20 protein-coding genes are annotated in these 21,159 nt (G+C 74.4%); 15 read left to right on the forward strand and 5 right to left on the reverse strand.

Going from position 1 to position 21,159, the window contains the following annotated elements; genetic code table 11:
* From MXD60_RS07955 to MXD60_RS07965, 3 genes are all read right to left on the reverse strand, one after another.
* On the reverse strand, window positions 1–277 hold a 277-nt coding region (locus MXD60_RS07955), incomplete at its 3' end, for a globin family protein (protein WP_248818345.1).
* Between the two features lie 273 nt (window positions 278–550).
* Window positions 551–1,009, reverse strand: coding sequence for a carboxymuconolactone decarboxylase family protein (locus tag MXD60_RS07960; protein ID WP_248818346.1), 459 nt, complete (start codon window positions 1,007–1,009; stop codon window positions 551–553).
* 145 nt (window positions 1,010–1,154) lie between these two features.
* Window positions 1,155–3,029, reverse strand: coding sequence for a bis-aminopropyl spermidine synthase family protein (locus tag MXD60_RS07965; protein ID WP_248818347.1), 1,875 nt, complete (start codon window positions 3,027–3,029; stop codon window positions 1,155–1,157).
* A gap of 152 nt (window positions 3,030–3,181) precedes the next feature.
* Here MXD60_RS07965 and hisD point away from each other — a divergent pair, with 152 nt between their 5' ends.
* From hisD to hisH, 4 genes are read left to right on the forward strand one after another with little or no spacing between them, the layout of a single operon-like run.
* Window positions 3,182–4,477, forward strand: coding sequence for a histidinol dehydrogenase (gene hisD / locus MXD60_RS07970; RefSeq protein ID WP_248818348.1), 1,296 nt, complete (start codon window positions 3,182–3,184; stop codon window positions 4,475–4,477).
* A complete protein-coding gene (locus MXD60_RS07975; RefSeq protein ID WP_248818349.1) occupies window positions 4,474–5,688 on the forward strand; it encodes a histidinol-phosphate transaminase in 1,215 nt (404 codons plus the stop codon). The genes hisD and MXD60_RS07975 overlap by 4 nt, the downstream gene beginning before the upstream one ends.
* Window positions 5,689–5,735: 47 nt before the next feature.
* Window positions 5,736–6,323, forward strand: a complete 588-nt coding sequence (gene hisB / locus MXD60_RS07980) for an imidazoleglycerol-phosphate dehydratase HisB (RefSeq protein ID WP_248818350.1) — start codon at window positions 5,736–5,738, stop codon at window positions 6,321–6,323.
* The gene (gene hisH, locus MXD60_RS07985) at window positions 6,320–6,949 is read left to right on the forward strand and encodes an imidazole glycerol phosphate synthase subunit HisH (protein WP_248818351.1); all 630 of its coding nucleotides are present in this window, start codon (window positions 6,320–6,322) and stop codon (window positions 6,947–6,949) included. The genes hisB and hisH overlap by 4 nt, the downstream gene beginning before the upstream one ends.
* Before the next feature lie 6 nt (window positions 6,950–6,955).
* On the opposite strand, the gene MXD60_RS07990 is transcribed toward hisH, so the two are convergent.
* The gene (locus tag MXD60_RS07990; RefSeq protein WP_248818352.1) at window positions 6,956–7,642 is read right to left on the reverse strand and encodes a DUF302 domain-containing protein; all 687 of its coding nucleotides are present in this window, start codon (window positions 7,640–7,642) and stop codon (window positions 6,956–6,958) included.
* A 177-nt stretch (window positions 7,643–7,819) separates the two neighbouring features.
* On the opposite strand from MXD60_RS07990, the gene priA reads away from it, so the two are divergent.
* The 7 genes from priA to MXD60_RS08025 all read left to right on the forward strand — a co-directional run bounded on the left by priA (window position 7,820) and on the right by MXD60_RS08025 (window position 16,104).
* Complete coding sequence (gene priA / locus MXD60_RS07995) at window positions 7,820–8,548, forward strand: bifunctional 1-(5-phosphoribosyl)-5-((5-phosphoribosylamino)methylideneamino)imidazole-4-carboxamide isomerase/phosphoribosylanthranilate isomerase PriA (protein WP_248818353.1); 729 nt, start codon at window positions 7,820–7,822, stop codon at window positions 8,546–8,548.
* Window positions 8,545–9,309 (forward strand): imidazole glycerol phosphate synthase subunit HisF, encoded by a 765-nt coding sequence (gene hisF, locus MXD60_RS08000; RefSeq protein ID WP_248818354.1) that lies wholly within the window; start codon window positions 8,545–8,547, stop codon window positions 9,307–9,309. The genes priA and hisF overlap by 4 nt, the downstream gene beginning before the upstream one ends.
* An 85-nt stretch (window positions 9,310–9,394) precedes the next feature.
* Window positions 9,395–11,341 (forward strand): ABC transporter ATP-binding protein, encoded by a 1,947-nt coding sequence (locus MXD60_RS08005; RefSeq protein ID WP_248818355.1) that lies wholly within the window; start codon window positions 9,395–9,397, stop codon window positions 11,339–11,341.
* A gap of 233 nt (window positions 11,342–11,574) precedes the next feature.
* Entirely contained in the window at window positions 11,575–13,500 is a 1,926-nt protein-coding gene (locus MXD60_RS08010) for an ABC transporter ATP-binding protein (RefSeq protein ID WP_248818396.1), read from the forward strand.
* The gene (hisI, locus tag MXD60_RS08015) at window positions 13,497–13,895 is read left to right on the forward strand and encodes a phosphoribosyl-AMP cyclohydrolase (protein WP_248818356.1); all 399 of its coding nucleotides are present in this window, start codon (window positions 13,497–13,499) and stop codon (window positions 13,893–13,895) included. The genes MXD60_RS08010 and hisI overlap by 4 nt, the downstream gene beginning before the upstream one ends.
* The gene (locus MXD60_RS08020; RefSeq protein WP_248818357.1) at window positions 13,892–15,442 is read left to right on the forward strand and encodes an anthranilate synthase component I; all 1,551 of its coding nucleotides are present in this window, start codon (window positions 13,892–13,894) and stop codon (window positions 15,440–15,442) included. Before hisI ends, MXD60_RS08020 begins: the two co-directional genes overlap by 4 nt.
* Window positions 15,439–16,104, forward strand: a complete 666-nt coding sequence (locus MXD60_RS08025; protein WP_248818358.1) for a Trp biosynthesis-associated membrane protein — start codon at window positions 15,439–15,441, stop codon at window positions 16,102–16,104. Before MXD60_RS08020 ends, MXD60_RS08025 begins: the two co-directional genes overlap by 4 nt.
* Here the strand turns inward: MXD60_RS08025 and MXD60_RS08030 are convergent, their stop codons facing one another.
* Window positions 16,105–16,389 (reverse strand): hypothetical protein, encoded by a 285-nt coding sequence (locus tag MXD60_RS08030; RefSeq protein ID WP_248818359.1) that lies wholly within the window; start codon window positions 16,387–16,389, stop codon window positions 16,105–16,107.
* A 201-nt stretch (window positions 16,390–16,590) separates the two neighbouring features.
* On the opposite strand from MXD60_RS08030, the gene trpC reads away from it, so the two are divergent.
* The 4 genes from trpC to lgt all read left to right on the forward strand — a co-directional run bounded on the left by trpC (window position 16,591) and on the right by lgt (window position 21,071).
* On the forward strand, window positions 16,591–17,427 hold the full coding sequence (gene trpC / locus MXD60_RS08035) for an indole-3-glycerol phosphate synthase TrpC (RefSeq protein WP_248818360.1): 837 nt from the start codon (window positions 16,591–16,593) through the stop codon (window positions 17,425–17,427).
* Window positions 17,428–17,485: 58 nt separating this feature from the next.
* Entirely contained in the window at window positions 17,486–18,802 is a 1,317-nt protein-coding gene (trpB, locus tag MXD60_RS08040) for a tryptophan synthase subunit beta (RefSeq protein WP_368861193.1), read from the forward strand.
* A gap of 59 nt (window positions 18,803–18,861) precedes the next feature.
* Window positions 18,862–19,704, forward strand: a complete 843-nt coding sequence (trpA, locus tag MXD60_RS08045; RefSeq protein ID WP_248818362.1) for a tryptophan synthase subunit alpha — start codon at window positions 18,862–18,864, stop codon at window positions 19,702–19,704.
* 80 nt (window positions 19,705–19,784) lie between these two features.
* Window positions 19,785–21,071 (forward strand): prolipoprotein diacylglyceryl transferase, encoded by a 1,287-nt coding sequence (lgt, locus tag MXD60_RS08050; protein ID WP_248818363.1) that lies wholly within the window; start codon window positions 19,785–19,787, stop codon window positions 21,069–21,071.
* Window positions 21,072–21,159: the final 88 nt, after the last annotated feature.

Below are 21,159 nucleotides of genomic sequence, written 5' to 3' on the forward strand. Positions count from 1 at the left end.
GGGACGCGTGCCGGTGGGCGATGCGCCGCAGGATCGGGTCGACGGGCGGGCCGGGTTCGCCGAGCAGGTGCCCGGCGAACGCGACGAGGGCCGCGGCCAGCGCCCGGGCCTGCCGGCCGGTGGCCTGGTTGCCGTCGTTGAACAGCGGTCGCAGCGCGGGGTGGGCCGCGAACAGCCGCCGGTAGAACGCGGCGGTGATCCGCTCCGCGTTCTCGGCGACGCTGCCCGCGGTGGCCGCCAGGACCGCGGCGCAACGGTCGGTCGGGAGGACGTCCATCCGGGCACCAGCTCCGCTTCTACGGCTCGTAGTAGCAGTACGGGTTTCACGGTAGTAACGGCGCCGCGTCCGATCCGGACTTCCGCTTCATGGCCTCCTTCACACGTGACCCGTGTCCGCGTCCACCAGCACGTCCCGCCGTCGTGCCCCCGGCGCGACGGCCCGGCCGCGCTGGCCTGTTTGGTCGATTCGGCCCCGGCTCCGGCCCTGGGCCCAGGGCCCAGGGCCCAGGGCCGGAGCCGGCGTCGGGTCGGACCGGGACAGGTTGCCTCGTCAGGCGGCGCCCTCCTGGACGTCAGCCGGCGGCTGCGTGCGGGTCGGGATCGCGATGCGGTTCCAGCTGTTGATCGTCGCAATCGCGAGCACCAGGTCCGCCGCCTCGCGGTCGGAGAAGTGCTTCGTCACGACCGCCCAGGTGTCGTCGCTGACGCCGTCCGGGCCCAGCCGGGTCGCCTCGTCGGTCAGGGCGAGCGCGGCCCGTTCCCGCTCGTCGAAGAACGGCGCCTCCCGCCACGCGGAGACGGCGAACAGTCGCCGCGACGACTCGCCGGCCGCCAGCGCGTCCCGGCTGTGCATGTCCACACAGAACGAGCACCCGTTGATCACCGATGCCCGCAGCTTCACCAGCTCCAGCAGCGTGGCATCGACGTGCTTGCGGACATAGGTCTCCAGGCCGAGCATCGCCCGGTATCCCTCCGGCGCGACCTCGGCCACGTTCAGTCGTTGCGACATCGTTGCGTCCTCTCCTCTGGCAGCCGGGGCAGCCGGCGGCTGCCTGCGACGCCGGGCCGCCCCAGTGGCGACCCTTCCCCGCCCTGGACGGGGCCGCCACCCGAGATGTGACGGGCCCGGCCCGCGGTGCCGGTGTCGAGGCCGCTCAGGTGGTCGGCGGGGCCGGCTCTCCGGCGAGGCCGGCGGTGGCCGCCGCGGCGTCGAGGGTGGCTGCCAGCGTCTGCCTGGGCAGGTCGATCAGGCGGGCCACGAGCAGGTCGCCGTCGCCGGTGGCGCCCCGGACCAGGGCGAGCGCCTCGCGCTGGGTCAGCACCCGGCCGGTGCGGTCCCGGACGAGCCTGATCAGGCCGTCCCGCCAGACGTTGCCGAGCCGGCCGTGCGGACGGTCGAGCAGCCGGCGGGCCAGGAGTTCGCCGGGAGCGAGGGTCGCGGGGTCGGTCGCGGCGAATGTCACCAGTCGCGTCCGGGAGCCGGCCGCGGGGGACGAATCGAGCTCCGGGGTCGCCGTCCACTTCGCCCGCAGGTGGCCGGACAGGCTCCCGGGGCGCAGGTCGGGGTGTGCGGCGTCCACGATCAGCGCGAGCCGGTCGGCGTTGACGGCCAGCAGGAGCCGCGTCAGCCAGGGCCCCGGGTCGTCCGTCAGGTCGGCGACGACCGCCGTGACGCCGCCCGCGCCGGCCGTCGCCACGGGCGGCAGCCCGCGGTCGAGGACCGTTGCCAGGCGGGTGTGGGTCGCGTCCAGGGCGGGGCGCTCACCGACGAACACCGACCGGGCGGGGGCTGCGGCGGCGAGGAAACGGCCGGCAGCGTCCAGCACCGGGGCGGGCAGCTCGCCGGACCGGCCCTCCTCGGACTGGCGGCCGCGGGTGTAGATCGTCGTCGGCACCGGCTCGCGGTCGGCCGGGCGGTCGAGGCGTTTCCAGGTGGCGGGCGTCGGCTGGCAGATGTACATGGCGGCGCGGGCGCCGACGGCCTCGGCGCCGTCGTAGGTGTGGAAGTCCGGCCAGACCGCCTCGAACACGAAACCCTGGTCGAGCAGTGCGCGCTGCACCTTCGCGCCCAGTGCGGGCGTGCGCGTGCTGTACCCGTAGGCGACGAGGACGCGGCCGCGGTCCCGGTCGGCGAGCGCCTGCGCGCCCCGCGCGGCGAACAGGGACACGCCGGCGGGGGTGTACGGCGGGTCGGTGAAGACGAGGTCGGCCGAGCCGGCGAGCGACGGCGGCAGGCCGAAGCGCAGGTCCGCGTATCGGCATTGCAGCCGCACGCCCAGCGAGCGGGCCGAGCGGTCGAGGTACTCCAGCAGTTCCTCATCGATGTCCACCACCGTGACCGCCGGCCCGGCGCTCGCCGCCGCCGCGCCGTGCCCGGCGTCGCGCTTGGCGAGCAGGGCGACGGCCAGCGAGGTCAGGTCATGGTCGCCGACGCACAGCAGGCGGCCCTCGCGCAGGTCGTAGCGGCTGGCGAGCCACACCGCCCGGCGCACGACCGTCGCCGCGGTGGCGGGCACGTGGTCGAGTTCGGCGCGCGGGCGCGGGGCGGCGGCGATGAGCTCGTGCACGGCGGTCACGAGCGCGCCGTGGCGGTGGATCTCGACCGCGAGCGGGTCGATGGGCGTCGACGCGCGCAGACCGGTGTAGTCGATCATGGTTCGGTAGTGGTCGACCGCGCCGGCGCGCAGCACCTGGCGCTCGCCCGCGGCGGGGCGAAGGTCGTCGCCGAGGCAGGCGAGGATCTCCTCGACCGAGCGGCGCGGCAGGCCGGTCTCCTGGACCAGCTCCCGCAGCGTCCGGGGCCGCTCGGTCAGGGCGGCGACAACCCGGCGCGGCGCCTTGGCGTGCACCCGGTAGTCGTGCAGCAGCGTCGCCAGCGACTCGCCGGGGGCCCCCGGCGCGCCACCCGCTCCGGACGGCGCGACGTCAGTGGTCTCTGTGGTGGTCTTGACGCCGGGGCCGCCAGCCCCGCCGGCTGCCGCCGAGGAACGCCCCGCCCCGGCCGCCGATTCCCCAACGGGCGCGCCCACATCCGGCGTCACCTGCGCCGATGCGGCGGGCGACGGAGGGAACGGCGACGGTCGGGGATCGGACGCGGGCTGCTGGGTCACCGGACCAGCGTGACATCCCGCGCCGGCTCGTGATTTCGCCGGGCCCGGCGCCGGCGGATAGTCTCAATACCGTGCTCAGAAGGGTAGATCTGCGTGACGCCGCGCCCACGCCCGCGGAGGTTCGTCGGCTGTTGCCGCGCGCCGCGATCGACGTGGACGTCGCCGTCGCTGCGGTGCGGCCGGTCTGCGACGACGTGCGTGAGCGCGGCGACGCGGCCGTCCTCGACGCCGCCGAGCGCTTCGACGGGGTCCGTCCCGCCCAGCTGCGGGTGCCCGCCGCCGATCTCGCGGCCGCCGCCGACAACCTCGACCCGGCCGTGCGCGACGCGCTGGCCGAGGCGATCCGGCGCTGCCGTCTGGTGCACGGCGCCCAGCGGCGCGAACCGGTGACCATCGAGGTCGCCCCGGGTCTCACCGTGACCGAGCGGTGGGCGCCGGTGGAGCGGGTCGGTCTCTACGTCCCCGGCGGCCGGGTCGCCTATCCGAGCAGCGTCGTCATGAACGTCGTGGCCGCGCAGGAGGCGGGCGTCGCCTCGCTCGCGGTGTTCTCCCCGCCGCAGCGGGACAACGGCGGCCTGCCGCACCCTGTCGTGCTCGGCGCCTGCGCGCTGCTCGGCATCGACGAGGTCTACGCCGCCGGCGGCGCCCAGGCGATCGCGATGGCCGCCCACGGCACGGCCAGCTGCCCACCGGTCGACGTGATCACCGGCCCGGGCAACGTCTACGTCACGGCCGCGAAGCGGCTGGTGCGCGGCGTGGTCGGCGTCGACGCGGAGGCCGGTCCGACCGAGGTCGCGATCCTTGCCGACGCCACCGCCGACCCGAGCTATGTCGCCGTCGACCTCATCGCCCAGGCGGAGCACGACCCGATGGCCGCGGTGCTGCTGGTCACCACCTCCGTCGAGCTCGCCGACGCCGTCGACGTCGAGCTCGGCAAGCAGGTGCCCGCCACCCGCCACCGTGAGCGCGTCGAGGAGGCCCTGGCCGGCCAGGGCGCGGTGGCGCTCGTCGCCGACCTCGACGCCGGCCTCGCCGTCGTCGACGGCTGGGCCGCCGAGCACCTGGAGATCCACACGGCCGACGCGGCCCGCCTCGCCGCCCGGGTCCGCCACGCCGGGGCGATCTTCGTCGGCCCGCACGCCCCCGTCCCGCTCGGGGACTACCTCGCCGGCTCCAACCACGTCCTGCCCACCGGCGGCACGGCCCGCCACTCCGGCGGCCTGTCCGTCGCCACCTTCCAGAGGCAGGTCCACGTCATCGAGAGCACCCCGGACGCGCTGCACGCCGTCGCCGGGCGGCTGTCGGCGCTCGCCGCGGCCGAGGACCTCACCGGGCACGCCGACGCCGTGCGGGCGCGGTTCCGATGATGGTGCAGACCGGCGGTCGCGTCGACGCCCGCCCGGCCCGGGACGACCGGCCGTGGCGGCCGCTGGACCTCGACGAGCTGCCGTTGCGCGACGTCCTGCGGGGCGTGTCCCCGTACGGCGCGCCCCAGCTCGACGTGCCGGTGCGGCTGAACACCAACGAGAACCCGTACCCGCCGTCCATCGGCCTCGTCGACGCCCTCGGCAAGGCGGCGACGCTCGCCGCCACCGAGGCGAACCGCTACCCGGACCGCGACGCCGAGGCACTGCGCGCCGACCTGGCGTACTACCTCACCCCGGACGCCGGTTTCGGCGTGCACACCGCCCAGGTGTGGGCCGCCAACGGATCCAACGAGGTCCTCCAGCAGCTCTGCCAGGCATTCGGCGGCCCGGGCCGGGTCGCCGTCGGCTTCGAGCCGTCCTACTCGATGCACCGGCTCATCGCCCTGACCACGGCGACGGACTGGGTCGCCGAGCAGCGCGCCGCGGACTTCAGCCTGTCCGTCGAGGCGGTCGCGGCGGCGGTCGAACGGCACCGCCCGGCGCTGCTGTTCCTCTGCTCCCCGAACAACCCCACCGGCACGGCGCTGCCGCTCGAGGTCATCGCGGCCGCCTGCGAGGCGATGCACGCCGCCGGCAGCGGCATGGTCGTCGTCGACGAGGCCTACGCCGAGTTCCGCCGGGACGGCGTCCCCAGCGCCCTGACGCTGCTGCCGCAGCATCCGCGGCTCATCGTCACCCGCACGATGAGCAAGGCGTTCGCGCTGGCCGGCGCCCGCGTCGGCTACCTGGCCGCGCACCCTGCCGTCGTCGACGCGCTCCAGCTCGTCCGGCTGCCCTACCATCTGTCCGGCTTCACCCAGGCCGTCGCCCGCACCGCGCTCGCGCACGCCGACGAGCTGCTCGGCTCGGTCGAGGCCGTCCGGGCCCAGCGGGACCGGATCGTGCGGGAACTGACCGCGCTCGGGCTTCAGGTCGCGCCGAGCGACGCCAACTTCGTGTTCTTCGGCGCGTTCGCCGATCATCGTGCCGTCTGGCGGGGCCTCCTCGACGCCGGGGTGCTCATCCGCGATGTCGGCCCGGACGGCTGGCTGCGGGTCACCGCGGGCCTGCCGCGCGAGATCGACACGTTCCTCGCCGCCCTCGGTCGGGTGCTTGCCGGCGCCGGGGCGGGGACCGGGCAGACTGACGGTCAGACACCGCCAGACCGGTAGATCCGGCTGACCCAGGACCCAGGTAGGAAAGGCCCGAGGAAGCCCCGATGGCACGTACCGCGCGTATCGCACGCAAGACGCTGGAGTCCGACGTCCTGGTCGAGCTCGACCTCGACGGGACGGGAGTGGCGACGTCCGACACCGGCGTGCCGTTCTTCGACCACATGATGTCCCAGATCGGCAAGCACGGCGGGTTCGACCTGACTGTGCGAACCCGCGGTGACCTGCACATCGACGCTCACCACACGGTCGAGGACACCTCGATCGCGTTCGGTACGGCGCTGCGCGAGGCGCTCGGCGACAAGGCCGGGATCCGCCGCTTCGGCGACGCCACCGTCCCGCTCGACGAGGCCCTCGCCCTCGCCGTCGTTGACCTGTCCGGCCGGCCGTACTGCGTGCACGTCGAACCCGACCTGGTCGGCATGATCGGCACCTACGACACGACGCTGACCCGGCACATCTTCGAGTCCATCACCGCGTCGGCGCGGATCGCGCTGCACGTGCGGGTGCTCTCCGGCCGCAACGCCCACCACGTGGTGGAGGCGCAGTTCAAGGCGGTCGCGCGGGCCCTGCGCGACGCGGTGGCCCTCGACGCGCGGGTCGCCGGCGTGCCGTCCACGAAGGGCACGCTGTGAGTGCTGGCGGTGGGCCGCGGCCGCGGGTCCTGGTGCTCGACTACGGCTCCGGGAACCTGCGATCGGCGCAGCGCGCCCTGGCCAGGGTCGGCGCCGACGTGACGGTCAGCGACGATCTTGACGCGGCGCGGGACGCCGACGGGCTGGTCGTGCCCGGCGTCGGCGCCTACGCCGCGTGCATGGCCGGGATCGACGGCCTCGGCGCCGCGCCCGTCGTCCGCGCGCGTCTCGCCGCCGGCCGGCCGGTGCTGGGGATCTGCGTCGGCATGCAGGTGCTCTACGAGCGCGGCGACGAGCACGGGGTGCGTACCGCCGGGATCGGCGCACTGCCCGGCGAGGTCCGCCGCCTCGCCGCCCCGATCCTGCCGCACATGGGCTGGAACACGGTGCGCCCGCCCGCCGGGTCGGTGCTGTTCGCCGGGCTGCCCGCGGACACCCGTTTCTACTTCGTCCACTCGTACGCGGCCAAGGCCGATCCGGACGCCGGCGACACGATCGGCGAGCACGGCGAGCCGTTCGCGGCCGCGGTGGAACGCGGCGCGCTGGCCGCCACCCAGTTCCACCCGGAGAAGTCCGGCGACGCCGGCGCGCACCTGCTCACGAACTGGCTCGCCACCCTCGCCTGAGCCGAATCAGCCCGTCGCGGCCGGGACGCGGCCGGTCGTCAGTGCGTCCGGCACCGGGAAGTCGAGCGATTCCAGCAAGGTCGCGAGCTTCAGGTCCAGCTCGATGCCGACGATCGTGATCGACCGGTTGCCGTAGCTGCGGAAATGGGTGCTCGGCTGGTCGACGCTGAACCGGGTCCGGGCGAGGTGGTCGGTGTGGATCGTCGTGCGCAGCGGCGCGTGCAGCAGCACCCCGGGATCGTGGCGGAACATCCGCTCGGCGATGACATGGTTGCCCATCAGGTACTCCACGCAGCGGCCCTCGTCGCCCGCGGCGCGCAGCAGCCAGCCGAAGTCCCCGCGCCAGTAGCGCACGAAGTCGTGCGGGGCGTGCGGCAGGATCGCGGCGCGCACCTCCGTCCAGGTCGGCCAGCCGGCGGCGAGGGCGGCGAACCGCGCCTCGTCGAGGGCCGGCACCGCCTGTTCGTAGCGGCGCACCGTCTCGTCGAACGCCAGCCCCGTCGCGACCGACAGCCGGTGGACCTCGTAACGCACCGTCTCGACCGCCTCGGCGGTCCGGGTCGGGGAGTCGGTTCGGGTCGGGGAGTCGGTCCGGGTCGGGGAGTCGGTTCGGGTCGGGGAGTCGGTTCGGGTCGGGGAGTCGGTTCGGGTCGGGTAGGCCGTTCGGATGGCCCGCGGATCCGTGCTTGTCATCGTGGACGCCCCTCCCATCCTCATGGGCCGGCGGCGGCCGGGCGGCGCGCCGCATCCTGCTTCGGCGGGTCCCCGGCGCCGGCCCGGTCGAAACCGCGAACCCGAGGACACGACCCGAACCGGCGGTGGATCCGTGGCTGGATCCGCCGATCCCGGGCAGCCCATAAGGTGGCGGGCATGGCTCTGACACTGCTGCCCGCCGTCGACGTCGCCGACGGCAGTGCCGTGCGCCTCGTCCAGGGCGAGGCCGGCTCCGAGACGTCCTACGGCGACCCGCTGGAGGCGGCGCTCACCTGGCAGCGTGACGGCGCCGAGTGGATCCACCTCGTCGACCTCGACGCCGCCTTCGGTCGCGGCTCGAACCGCGAGCTGATCGCGAAGGTCGTGCGGGCCGTCGACGTCGCCGTCGAACTCTCCGGCGGCATCCGCGACGACGAGTCCCTCGACGCGGCGCTCGCGACGGGCGCGGCGCGGGTGAACCTCGGCACCGCCGCGCTGGAGAACCCCGACTGGGTCCGGCGTGCCATCGCCCGGGTCGGGGACCGCATCGCCGTCGGCCTCGACGTGCGCGGCACCACCCTCGCGGCCCGCGGCTGGACCCGCGAGGGCGGCGAGCTCTTCGACGTCCTCGCCCGGCTCGACGCCGACGGCTGCGCCCGCTACGTGGTGACCGACGTCCGCCGCGACGGCACGCTGACCGGGCCGAACGTCGAGCTGCTGCGGTCGGTGACCGCCGCGACCGACCGGCCGGTCGTCGCCAGCGGCGGCGTGTCGGCGCTCGCCGACCTCACCGCGATCGCCGCCGTCCCCGGCGTCGAGGGCGCGATCATCGGCAAGGCCCTCTACGCCGGCGCGTTCACCCTGCCCGAGGCGCTCGCCGTCGCCGCCGGCGCCCCAGCCACATGACGGTCGCGGTCCGCGTCATCCCCTGCCTCGACGTCGACGGCGGCCGGGTCGTGAAGGGCGTGAACTTCACCGACCTGCGCGACGCGGGTGACCCCGTCGAGATGGCCCGGCTCTACGACGCCGAGGGCGCCGACGAGCTGACGTTCCTCGACATCACCGCCTCCAGCGGCGACCGCGAGACCACATACGACATCGTCCGGCGCACCGCCGAACAGGTCTTCATCCCGCTGACCGTCGGCGGCGGTGTCCGCTCCACCGACGACGTCAACCGGCTGCTGCGCGCCGGCGCCGACAAGGTCGGGATCAACACGGCCGCCGTCGCCCGGCCTGAACTGGTCCGCGAGTGCGCCCACCGGTTCGGCAACCAGTGCATCGTCATCTCGATCGATGCCCGGCGCTGCCCCGACCCGACCGGCCCCCGGTTCGAGGTGACCACGCACGGCGGCCGCCGGGGCACCGGCATCGACGCTGTCGCCTGGGCCGCCCAGGTCGTCGAACTCGGCTCCGGGGAGATCCTGCTCAACTCGATGGACGCCGACGGCACCCGCGACGGCTACGACCTGGAGATGATCTCTGCCGTGCGGGCCGAGGTCGACGTGCCGGTGATCGCCAGCGGCGGTGCGGGGGAGCTGGGGCATTTCCCGCCGGCGGTCGGCGCCGGCGCCGACGCGGTGCTCGCCGCCAGCGTGTTCCACTTCGGCCAGCTTCGCATCGGCGAGGTCAAGTCGGCGCTGCGAGCCGAGGGCGTCCCAGTGCGCTGATCACAACCCGGACCGACCCCGCCGGGGGCGCCGGCCGGGTCGGTATCGCCGGTCGTCTCGAAGTTCTGATTGCACGGGGGTGGTGATGATGCCGTCCGCGACGCGGACCGACGCGCGGGAATCCGGAGTCATCGGCCTGGGCTTCGCCACCCTGTGGCGCGGCATCCGCGAACAACCACGGCTGTTCGCCCTCGCCGCCAGCGGCGCCTGCCTGTACACCCTCACCGGGGTGGCGAGTTCGATCGTGCTCGGCGAGGCGACCGAACGCATCGTGCTCCCGGCGGTGCGCGACGGTCACGCCGACTGGCCGGCGGTCGCCGTCGCCGCGGCGGTGATCGTCGGGGTCGGTGCGCTGCGGGCCCTCGGGATGTTCGTGCGCCGCCTCGCTGGCGGCACCGTCGTGTTCCGCGTCCAGGGGCACTACCGGCACCGGGTGACCCGCCAGTACCTGCGGCTGCCCCTGTCCTGGCATCAGCGCCACTCGACCGGCACGCTCCTGTCGAACGCCAACGCGGACGTCGAGGCCGCCTGGAATCCGCTCATGCCGCTGCCGTTCGCCGTCGGTGCCCTGATCATGCTCGTCACGGCGCTGGCGCTGCTGTTCGCCACCGACCCGGTGCTGGCACTGATCGGGCTCGTCGTGTTCCCCACCTTCGGCTGGGTGAACCTCTGGTACGGGCGGCGGGTGTGGCCGCTGTACGCCGGAGTGCAGCGACTGCGCGGGGAGGTCAGCGCGGTGGCGCACGAGTCGTTCGACGGCGCGCTCGTCGTCAAGGCCCTCGGCCGCGAGGAGGAGGAAACCGACCGCTTCCGGGTTCACGCCGAGGAACTGCGCGACGCGATGATCCGCGCGGGCCGGCTGCGCGGCCTGTTCGACCCGCTGATGGAGAGCCTGCCGAACCTCGGCATCCTGCTGGTTCTCATCGTCGGCGCCGTCCGGATCCGCTCGGGAGCGATCGACGTCGGGCAGCTCGTGCGGGTGGCCTACCTGTTCACCCTGCTGGCCTTCCCGCTGCGCGCCTTCGGCTGGGTTTTCGGCGACCTGCCCCGAGCCGTCGTCGGCTACCAACGGGTGGAGGCCGTGCTGACTGCCCCGTCCGAGGAGCCACAGGGCACCCGGAACCTCACCGGGCCCGGCCCCGCGGCCCTCCGGCTGGCCGCGGTCAGCTACGCCTATCCGGACGCCTCGCCGGACGGAACCGCTGCCCTGCCGGGAACCGCTGCCCCGGCCGGAACTGCCTCGCCGGACGGAGCCTCCCAGGACGATGCGGCCGGCCCGTCGGCCCGCAGCGAACGTCCGGTGCTGTCCGAGGTGAGTGTCGAGGTCGCGCCCGGCAGCATCGTGGCGATCACCGGTCGGACCGGCGCCGGCAAGTCGACCCTGGCCGGCATGCTCGCCCGCCTCGTCGATCCGACCGACGGCGCGGTCCTGCTCGACGGCGTCGACCTGCGCGACCTTGCCCCCGGCGAGGTCAGCCGGGCCGTCGCTCTCGTACCCCAGCAGGCGTTCCTGTTCGATGACACGGTCCGGGCGAACATCACCCTGGGCCTGGACGTCTCGACCGAGGCGGTCTGGGCCGCCCTGCGCAGTGCCCAGGCCGACCGTTTCGTCGCCGCCCTGCCCGCCGGTCTCGACACCCACGTCGGGGAACGCGGCACGAGCCTGTCCGGTGGGCAGCGCCAACGCGTCTGCCTGGCCCGCGCGCTGGTGCGCGCACCCCGGCTGCTCGTCCTCGACGACGCCACCGCCAGTGTCGATCCCCGCGTGGAGGGCGCCATCCTCGCCGGGCTGCGGGAGAACGCCGGCGCGTCGACGGTCGTGGTCGTCGCCCAGCGACGGTCCACGATCGCGCTCGCGGACGAGGTCGTCCACCTCGACGCCGGCCGGGTGATCGGCTGCGGCCGGCACGTCGACCTGCTCGCCTCCTCGCCGCGCTACGCCGCCCTGCTCACCGCCTACGAGCAGGCCGCCCGGGCCGCCGGCACCGACGCGATGCCCGATCCCGACCTGGCCACCGAGGCGGTGTCGTGACCGGCCCGATCCCCTCCGCCCGTTCCGGGTCCGAGCTGATCCCGTCCGAGTCGGCCCCCGACTCGCTGGCGCGGCCAGCCGCGGCGCCCTCACCCGGTGCCGCACGAATCCCGGCCACGCGCCCGCCGGGCCTGGCGGACCCGGCCAGTCCCGCGGACCCGGCCAGTCCCGCGGGCACGGCAGATCTCGCGGGCACGGCAGAGCCGTCGGATCTCGCGGGCTCCGCGGATCCGTTGTCGGCAGCCGCGCCGCCGGCGAGCTTGGTGGCGACGGTTCGGCGGCTGCGGGCGCTGTCCCCCGAGCTGACTCGCGGCCTGCTGGGCACTGTGACGCTCGCTCTGGTGGCGACTGTGGGCAAGGTGGTCGTCCCGGTGGCCGTGCAGCAGATCCTCGACCGCGGCCTGACCGACGACGGCGTCCGACTCGGACTCGTCGGCGTCGCCGTTGGGGCGGCCGCCGTCGTGATCGTGGTGACCGCCGTCGCCACCTACCGGATGAACCTGCGCCTGTACCGGGTGTCCGAGGGGACGCTGGCCGCGCTGCGGGTACGGGCGTTCCGGCACATTCACGACCTGTCGATGCTCAGCCAGTCCGCGCAGCGCCGCGGGTCGCTGACGTCCCGGGTGACCAGCGACGTGGACCAGATGTCGCAGTTCCTCCAGTTCGGCGGCGTGATGCTGCTGGTCTCGACCGGCCAGATGCTGCTCTCGGGCGTGCTGATGTTCGCCTACTCGTGGCCACTCGCCCTGCTCGTCCTCGCCTTCTACGTCCCGCTGCTGATCGTCACCCGGCTGGCGCAGCGCCGCCTCGCCGCCCGCTACGCCCAGCTCCGGGAGCGCGTCGGCGAACTGCTGGGCGCCGTGGCCGAGTCGGTCGTCGGAGCCCCGGTCGTGCGCGCCTATGGCATCCAGGACCGCACCGCCGGGCGCATCGACGGGTCCATCGACCGCTACCGGGGCGCGCAGATCGACGCCCAACGGGTCATCGCCGGAGTGTTCTCGCTCAGCGAGCTCGTCGCCGCGCTCGCCTCGGCGTCCGTCGTCGTTGCCGGCGTCGCCCTCGGGGTCGACGGCTCGCTCAGCACGGGCCGGCTGATCGCCTTCCTGTTCCTGCTGACCCTGTTCGTGATGCCGATCCAGTCGATGACCGAGGTTCTCAACGACGCGGCAAACGCGTTCGCCGGTCTGCGCCGGGTCCTCGCCGTCCTTGATCTGCCCCGCGACGTGCGCGATCCCGGTCTCGGCGCCGACAGCGCGACCGTCGCCGCCGAGGGTGCTCCGCTCGGCGGCGACGCGACGTCGCCGACCGGATCCGGTCGGGACCTTCCTGTCGGCCCGCTGGGCGCCCGGTTCGTCCGCGTCGGGTTCGCCTACCCGCAGGGGCCGCCGGTGCTGCGGGACATCGATCTGGAGATCGCTCCCGGCGCGCGGGTCGCGATCGTCGGGGAGACCGGCTCGGGTAAGACCACGCTGGTGAAGCTGCTGACCCGGCTGATGGATCCGTCCACGGGCACGGTGTGCGTGGGCGGGGTGCCGCTGCCCGAGGTGCGGTTCGCCTCGCTGCGTGCCCGGGTGCTGCTCGTGCCGCAGGACGGCTTTCTGTTCGATCTGACGATCGCCGACAACGTTCGCTACGGCCGACCCGGTGCCTCGGACGACGCCGTGCGCACCGCGTTCGCGGCGCTCGGCCTCGCCGACTGGCTCGACCGACTCCCGGCGGGGCTGGCCACCCGGGTGGGGGAGAGCGGCTCGCGGCTCTCCGCCGGTGAGCGTCAGCTCGTCGCGCTGGCCCGGGCCCAGCTGGCCGACCCGGAGCTGCTGGTCCTGGACGAGGCGACCTCCGCCGTGGACCCCGAGACCGAGGTGCGACTGGCCGCCGCGCTCGCCGAGCTGACCCGGGGCCGGACCTCCGTGACGATCGCGCACCGGCTGTCGACGGCGGAAACAGCCCAGGAGGTCGTCGTCGTCGACGACGGACGGATCGTGCAGCGCGGCCCGCACCGTGATCTCGTCGCCGTTCCCGGGGTCTACCAGCGGCTGCACCGATCCTGGGCGGCAGGTGTCGGGACGGCGGCGGACGAGACCCGCCCCGAGGGGCCGGGTGCGCCGACCGACGTCCGCCGCGCCGCCGCGCCGCCGGAGAGCAGAATGAAGCCGTGACCGAACGTCCCGCCGCTCTTGACCCCGCCATCGCCCGCCGCGTGCGCCGTGACAGCGCCGGGCTGTTCCCGGCCATCGCCCAGCAGCACGACACCGGCGAGGTGCTGATGCTCGGGTGGATGGACGACGAGGCACTGCACCGGACGCTGACGACCGGACGAGCCACGTACTGGAGCCGCAGTCGCCAGGAGTACTGGGTCAAGGGCGACACCTCGGGCCACCAGCAGTGGGTCCGCTCGGTCGCCCTCGACTGCGACGGCGATGCCGTGCTCGTCCGGGTGGACCAGATCGGCCCGGCCTGCCACACCGGCACCCGGACGTGTTTCGACGCCGACGCGCTGCCCGCCCGTGTCGGTAACCCGGGCACCACGGCCGCCGCGGGGTCGGACCGATGACGACCGGGCGGATCGTTCCCGACCGGGCCGGCTTCCACGCCGCCGCCGCGGCCCAGCCGGTCGTCGCCGTCACGCGCCGACTGCTCGCGGACGGCGAGACACCGGTCGGCATCTACCGCAAGCTCGCCGGCGGCCCGGGCACGTTCCTGCTGGAATCCGCCGAGCACGGCGGGGAGTGGTCGCGCTACTCGTTCGTGGGCGTGCGGGCGGCGGCGACGCTGACCGAGCGCGACGGCCAGGCCGGGTGGGTGGACGGGGCGCCGCCACCGGGAGTGCCGACGCGGGGCGACCCACTGGACATCCTGCGCGCGGTGGAACGCCACCTGCGCGCCGACAACGGTCCCGACGCCCCGCCGCTGATGGGCGGCCTCGTCGGCTATCTCGGCTACGACATGGTCCGGCGCATCGAGCGGCTGCCCTCGCACGCCGTCGACGACCTGCACCTGCCCGAACTGCGGATGCTGCTCGCCACCGACCTGGCCGTGCTCGACCATCGCGACGGCTCGTGCCTGCTGGTGGCCAACGCCTTCAGCGGCACCGCCGTTACCGGCACCACAGAGGCCGGCTCCGAAGCAGGCGCCGCCACCGCGGCGCTGGACGCCCTGTACGACGACGCGGTCGCCCGGCTGGAAGCGATGACCAGCGACCTGGCGAAGTGGAACGAGCCGACCGTCGCGACGACGTCCGGCGCCGTGACCGGGATCGCCGACTTCGTCTCCGCCACCCCGCCCGGCGCCTTCCAGGCTGCGGTGGAGCGGGCGATCGAGGAGATCCGCGCCGGCGAGTGCTTCCAGATCGTGGTGTCCCAGCGGTTCGAGCGGGCCACGGCCGCCGATCCGCTCGACGTCTACCGGGTGCTGCGCACCACCAACCCGAGTCCGTACATGTACCTGCTGCGGTTCGGCGACCACGACGTCGTCGGCTCGTCGCCGGAGGCGCATGTCAAGGTCACCGGCCGACGGGCGCTGCTGCACCCCATCGCGGGCAGCCGGCCGCGCGGCGCGACGCCCGAACAGGACGCGCAGCTCGCGGCACAACTGCTCGCCGATCCGAAGGAACGCGCCGAGCACGTGATGCTGGTGGACCTGGTCCGCAACGACCTCGGGCGAGTCTGCGTGCCGGGTTCGGTGCGGGTTGTCGAGTTCGCTGCCGTCGAACGGTTCTCGCACATCATGCATATCGTCTCCACGGTGATCGGTGAGGTGGCGCCGGAGCGCAGCGCCGTCGACGTGCTGACGGCGACCTTCCCGGCGGGCACCCTGTCCGGGGCGCCGAAGGTGCGCGCGATGGAGGTCATCGACGAGCTGGAGCCAACGCGGCGCGGTCTGTACGGCGGCGTCGTCGGCTACCTGGATTTCGGCGGTGATCTGGACACCGCCATCGCCATCCGCACCACGGTGCTGCGTGACGGCGTCGCCTATGTGCAGGCGGGCGCCGGGATCGTCGCCGATTCCGATCCCGACGCCGAGGACCTGGAGAGCCGCACCAAGGCGGCGGCGGTCCTGCGCGCCATCGAGGTCGCCGAGTCGCTGCGACCGCCGGTATGAGCGCCGCCAGCCCTCCGCCCACCTCCACTGGAACCACGGGGCAGGGTGGCGCGCCGGGCACGCCCGAGGAAGCTCGCGCCGCCCGCCTCGGCCGGCGCGAGCGGGGCCTCGCGATCCTCGGCTGCCTGGTCGGCGCCGGCCTGGTGCTCACGTGCGGTGCGGCCACCTGGGCGTCCGCCCGGGTGGGCGCACCGCGCTCGCCCGGGGACGGCGACGCCGTGGCCGCCCCCCTGGCCGCTCACTGGAGCGGCGGGACGCTCGCCCCGGCGTGCACCGCACTCGCCCTGGTCGGCCTCGCCGCGGCGGTGGCGATCGTGGCCACCCGCCGCGTCGGCCGCACCGTGGTCGGCGTGCTGGCCGTTGCTGCCGGCATCGGCATCATCTACCTGGCCGGGCGGGTCGGGGCCGACCCGTTGGCCGCCGTGCGGGACACCGACGCGGTCGAGCAGTTCTCCCTCGGCGGCCGGGCGGATATCAGCGAGGTGCACCGCACGGCGGCGCCGTGGCTGGCCGTGATCGGCGGGGCGCTGCTCACCGTCGCCGGCATGCTCGCCGCCGTGCGCGGCGGGCGTTGGCCGGCGATGTCCGGCCGTTACCAGGCCCGCGAAGCCCGGCCCGTGGACGCTTGGGACGCGATCGAGCGGGGCCACGACCCCACCTGATCATCGGGCCCCGCCCGTCGCGACCGGCGCCGCCGGACGGTCGGTGGCCGCGGGTTGCCGCGGCTGCGGCGCGAGCGCGCCGAGCAACTCCCGCTGTCGCCGCAGATCCTCCTCCAGCAGGGTCATGAGTGCCTCCATCCGGGCCAGGGCGCGATCGAGCCGCGCCAACGGTTCGTCCCGCCTCCCGTCGCGGGCGGGCGGGGCGTCCGTGACGTGGATGGCGAAGGGCCCGACCGGAGGCGCCCAGCTCGGGCGCGGCGGAACGGAGGTACGGCGAGTGTCCATGCGAGCTCCCTGGTCTCGAACGCGTGTTCGACTATAGGGCATCGGGGCGGGCTCGGCCAGGTCGACGGGCGGACCGGCGCGCCGCCGCCACCGCGTTCGGGGTAGCTGGGTGATTCCCCAGGCGGCGGCATTCGGTCGCGGGTCGTAGCCAGGTGTGGGTGCCTCCGGCCCGTGGCAGCGACCTGGCCTACCATCGGCGGCATGACCGCGACAGCCGCGAGCGCGGGTCGGAAGAACGTTCTCGCCGAGATCCTCGACGGGGTCCGGGCCGACCTGGCCGCGCGCGAACAGCAGACCAGCCTCGCCGACCTCAAGCAGCGGGTGGAGCGCGTCCCCGACCCGCGGGACGCGCTCGCCGTCCTGCGCCACGCCCCGGTCTCGGTGATTGCCGAGGTCAAGCGCCGATCCCCGTCCAAGGGCAGCCTGGCGACGATCGCCGATCCGGCGTCCCTCGCCCGTGACTACGAGGCCGGCGGCGCCGCGGCGATCAGCGTGCTGACCGAGCAGCGCCGCTTCGGCGGCTCGCTGGCGGACTTCGACGCCGTCCGGCGTGCGGTCGACGTGCCGCTGCTGCGCAAGGACTTCGTGGTCTCGCCCTACCAGGTGTTCGAGGCGCGGGCTCACGGCGCCGACCTGGTGCTGCTCATCGTGGCGGCGCTGGACCAGCCCCGGCTGGTCGGCCTGCGCGAGCGGATCGAGTCGCTGGGGATGACCGCGCTCGTCGAGGTGCACGACGAGATCGAGCTGGCCCGGGCCGTGGACGCCGACGCCCGACTGATCGGCGTGAACACCCGCGACCTGCACACGCTCGAGGTCGACCGGAGCACGTTCGCCCGGCTGGCGCCGATGGTGCCGGCCGGTGTGATCACGGTGGCCGAGTCCGGGGTGCGGGGGCCGCACGACCTGCGCGCCTATGCGGCGGCGGGGGCCGACGCCGTGCTCGTCGGCGAAGCGGCGGTCACCGGGGGTGACGCCCGGCAGACGGTGGCCGAGCTCGTCGCCGCCGGCGCGCACCCGGCGGGCCGGGTCGGCCGGTAGACCGGCCTCGCCGCCGCCGGCGCCCGCCGGGCCGGATCGGAACCGATACAGTCGCCGGGTGGCCATCCGAGCAGCTACCTCGCCAGCCCCCGCCGACGGCGCCGTGACGTCCGGACCTGCCGGTACCGGCAGCGCGGCCGTGGGGGACTGGCGGGCGTTTCCTGACCCGTCCGGGCATTTCGGGCGGTTCGGCGGGCGGTTCGTGCCCGAGGCGCTGATGGCCGCGCTCGACCAGCTCACCGAGGCCTACGACCAGGCCCGGGTGGACCCGGCGTTCACCGGCGAGCTCGACGACCTGCTCGCCACCTACGCCGGGCGCCCGACCCCGCTGACCGACGCGCGCCGCCTCACCGAGCACGTCGGCGGAGCCAGGATCCTGCTCAAGCGGGAGGATCTGGCGCACACCGGCTCGCACAAGATCAACAATGTGCTGGGTCAGTGCCTGCTGACAAAGCGGATGGGCAAGACCCGGGTCATCGCCGAGACCGGCGCCGGTCAGCACGGGGTGGCCACCGCCACCGCCTGCGCGCTGCTCGGTCTCGACTGCGTCGTCTACATGGGCGAGGAGGACACCCGCCGGCAGGCCCTCAACGTCGCGCGGATGCGGCTGCTCGGCGCCGAGGTCGTCCCGGTCACCTCGGGCAGCCGCACCCTCAAGGACGCTATCAACGAGGCCTTGCGCGACTGGGTCGCCACGGTCGACGACACGCACTACTGCATCGGCTCGGTGATGGGTCCGCACCCGTTCCCCATGCTGGTCCGTGACTTCCAGCGGATCATCGGAGTGGAGGCGCGTGCCCAGGTGCTGGAGCGCACCGGCCGGCTGCCCGACGCGGTCGTCGCCTGTGTCGGTGGCGGCTCCAACGCGATGGGCATCTTCCACCCGTTCATCCCGGACGCCGAGGTCGCGCTCATCGGCTGCGAGGCCGGCGGGGACGGTGTCGCCACCGGCCGGCACGCGGCGGCGATCGCCGGCGGCTCGGCCGGGGTGCTGCACGGCATGCGTACCTACCTGCTGCAGGACGACTTCGGTCAGACGCAGGTGTCCCACTCCATCTCCGCCGGGCTCGACTATCCCGGTATCGGGCCCGAGCACGCCCTGCTACACGAGACCGGGCGGGCCAGCTACCGGGTCGTCGACGACGCCGCCGCGATGGCGGCGCTCGCGCTGGTCGCCCGCACCGAGGGCATCCTCGTCGCGATCGAGAGCGCGCACGCGTTCGCCGGCGCCCTGGACGTCGCCCGCGAACTCGGCCCGGAGAAGACGGTGGTGGTCAACTGCTCCGGCCGCGGCGACAAGGACGTCGACACCGCGGCCCGCTGGTTCGGCCTGCTCGACGCCGACGCCGACGCGGGCGACCGCGCGCACGGCTGACGGCCAGCCCACCCCACTTCAGGCGGCCCGCGGGCCCCAGGCGAACGGACTGCACGACGATGCACAGCCGGTTGGACGCGTGTTTCGCGACGGCTCGCGAGGAAGGCCGATCGGTGCTGATCGGCTACCTGCCGGCCGGATTCCCCACGGTCGACGGCGCGATCGCCGCCATGCGCGCGATGGTCGCGGCGGGCGTCGATGTGGTCGAGGTCGGCCTGCCCTACTCGGACCCGACGATGGACGGGCCGGTGATCCAGGACGCCGCCGACACGGCGCTGCGCGGCGGGGTGACCACCGCCGACGTGCTACGCACCGTCGAGGCAGTCGCCGAGACCGGCGCGCCGACCCTGGTCATGACGTATTGGAATCCCGTCGACCGCTACGGCCCGGCCCGGTTCGCCGCCGACCTCGCGGCTGCCGGTGGGGCGGGGACGATCACGCCCGACCTGCCGCCGGAGGAGGCCGGCCCGTGGCTCGCCGCGGCCGCCGAGCACGGCCTGGATCCGGTCTTCCTGGTCGCGCCGAGTTCGTCCGACGAGCGCCTGCGGGGGGTGGCCGACATCTGCCGCGGATTCGTGTACGCGGCCTCCCTGATGGGCGTCACCGGCGCCCGGGCCGAGGTCGGGAACGCGGCTGCCGGGCTGGTCGGACGGGTTCGGGCGGTCAGTGATCTGCCCGTCGCCGTCGGCCTGGGAGTGAGCACCGCCGCGCAGGCGGCGCGGGTCGCGTCGTTCGCCGACGGGGTCATCGTCGGTTCGGCGCTGGTGCGGGTGCTGCTCGACGCGCGTCGCCGCGGCGCGGCCGAATCCGTCGCCCTGGCGGACATCGGCACCCTCGCGGCCGAGCTCGCCGCGGGGGTGCGCGGGGCCGTGCCCGCGTCGGCCGCGACGTCGCCCGCCTGAACGTCGCCCGCCTGAACGTCGCCGGAGTGGCGCGCCGCCCGCCCCTCGGCCAGCGGCGGCGCTCGGGATAGCCTGGCGACGTGGTTTATGCCGCCATCCCCAGTCCGTCCCACGGTGTAGTGCATCTGGGGCCGGTGCCGTTGCGCGCCTATGCCCTGATGATCATCGTCGGGATCGTGATCGCCGTCGTGGTCACCGGGCGGCGGCTGCGCGCCCGGGGCATCGATCCCGAGATCGCCAGCGAGGTCGCCTTCTGGGCGGTGCCGTTCGGGATCGTGGGCGCCCGGATCTACCACGTCTTCAGCACGCCGGACGCCTATTTCGGGGCGCACGGGCACGTGGCGGACGTCGTGAAGATCTGGAACGGCGGCCTCGGCATCTGGGGGGCGATCGCCGGCGGGGCGCTCGGTGCCTGGATCGCGGCGCGCCGGGTCGGCGTCAGCCTGGCGCTGTTCTCCGACGCGGCGGCGCCCGGGATCATCCTGGCGCAGGCCGTCGGCCGCTGGGGCAACTGGTTCAACCAGGAGCTCTACGGCCGCCCCACCACCCTGCCGTGGGCCCTGAAGATCGACGTGGAGCACCGGACCGATCCGGCCGTGGGCCTCTACCACCCGACGTTCCTGTACGAGTTCCTCTGGAACCTCGTCGTCGCCGGCATTCTGTTCTACGTGGACCGGCGCCACCGGCTCGGCCGCGGCCGGCTGTTCGCCCTCTATGTCGCGCTGTACACGTTCGGCCGGCTGTGGATCGAGATGCTGCGGGTCGACACGGCCGATCACATACTTGGGCTGCGGGTCAACATCTGGACCTCCGCCATTGTCTGCGTCGCGGCCGTGATCGCGCTGCTGGTCGTCCGCCGGCCGGTCGACCAGGACGTCTCCCTGGAGGAACAGCGGGAACTCGGCCTGCACCGCGACCGCCGCGACCGCCGCGGTGCCGCAGCCGGTGACCACCGCGACTCGGGCCGCGCGACCTCCGCCGCCGGAGCGAGCGCCGCCGACGCGGATTCCGATGCCGATGAGGACGACGCGTATCGCGACGACGATGTGCGTCCCCACGTCGCTGCGAACGCCGACGGCGGCGCGAATCCTGGCAGCGTGGCGAATGCCGACGGCGGCGCGAATCCCGGTGCTTACGTGAATCCTGACGATCAGCCGACTTCGAGCGTCGACGTGATGTCCGGTGACAGGCCGATGCGGGCTGATGGCGCAATTCCTGCGGAAGATGCGCATTCCGCTGATCGTGCGGCGGGCTCCGATCCGGCGGCGCCTGCCGAGCACGCCGGCCTCGGGGTGCCCACTGCGGGCGCCCGCAGCGCGTCCAACGCCGCCCCGGCTGGTCGTTCCGAGGCGCTGCCGGAGGGCTGACCCGCGCCGCGGGAGTTGCGGAGCCCCTCCACGGGATGCCCGTGGTCACCGGAATTCCGACCGTAATACCGGCATGACACCGGCTCAG

Source organism: Frankia sp. AgB32 (genome assembly GCF_023243045.1).
Taxonomy (GTDB): domain Bacteria; phylum Actinomycetota; class Actinomycetes; order Frankiales; family Frankiaceae; genus Frankia.

What these genes read in the sequence shown, in the direction of transcription:
- hisF (WP_248818354.1), top strand. Translation starts at nt 8,545, where the DNA reads ATGACGGTCGCGGTCCGCGTCATCCCCTGCCTCGACGTCGACGGCGGC.
- MXD60_RS08025 (WP_248818358.1), top strand. Translation starts at nt 15,439, where the DNA reads ATGAGCGCCGCCAGCCCTCCGCCCACCTCCACTGGAACCACGGGGCAG.
- MXD60_RS07990 (WP_248818352.1), bottom strand. Translation starts at nt 7,642, where the DNA reads ATGACAAGCACGGATCCGCGGGCCATCCGAACGGCCTACCCGACCCGA.
- MXD60_RS08030 (WP_248818359.1), bottom strand. Translation starts at nt 16,389, where the DNA reads ATGGACACTCGCCGTACCTCCGTTCCGCCGCGCCCGAGCTGGGCGCCT.
- MXD60_RS08005 (WP_248818355.1), top strand. Translation starts at nt 9,395, where the DNA reads ATGATGCCGTCCGCGACGCGGACCGACGCGCGGGAATCCGGAGTCATC.
- MXD60_RS08020 (WP_248818357.1), top strand. Translation starts at nt 13,892, where the DNA reads ATGACGACCGGGCGGATCGTTCCCGACCGGGCCGGCTTCCACGCCGCC.
- priA (WP_248818353.1), top strand. Translation starts at nt 7,820, where the DNA reads ATGGCTCTGACACTGCTGCCCGCCGTCGACGTCGCCGACGGCAGTGCC.
- MXD60_RS07975 (WP_248818349.1), top strand. Translation starts at nt 4,474, where the DNA reads ATGATGGTGCAGACCGGCGGTCGCGTCGACGCCCGCCCGGCCCGGGAC.
- MXD60_RS07960 (WP_248818346.1), bottom strand. Translation starts at nt 1,009, where the DNA reads ATGTCGCAACGACTGAACGTGGCCGAGGTCGCGCCGGAGGGATACCGG.
- trpA (WP_248818362.1), top strand. Translation starts at nt 18,862, where the DNA reads ATGCACAGCCGGTTGGACGCGTGTTTCGCGACGGCTCGCGAGGAAGGC.
- trpC (WP_248818360.1), top strand. Translation starts at nt 16,591, where the DNA reads ATGACCGCGACAGCCGCGAGCGCGGGTCGGAAGAACGTTCTCGCCGAG.
- hisB (WP_248818350.1), top strand. Translation starts at nt 5,736, where the DNA reads ATGGCACGTACCGCGCGTATCGCACGCAAGACGCTGGAGTCCGACGTC.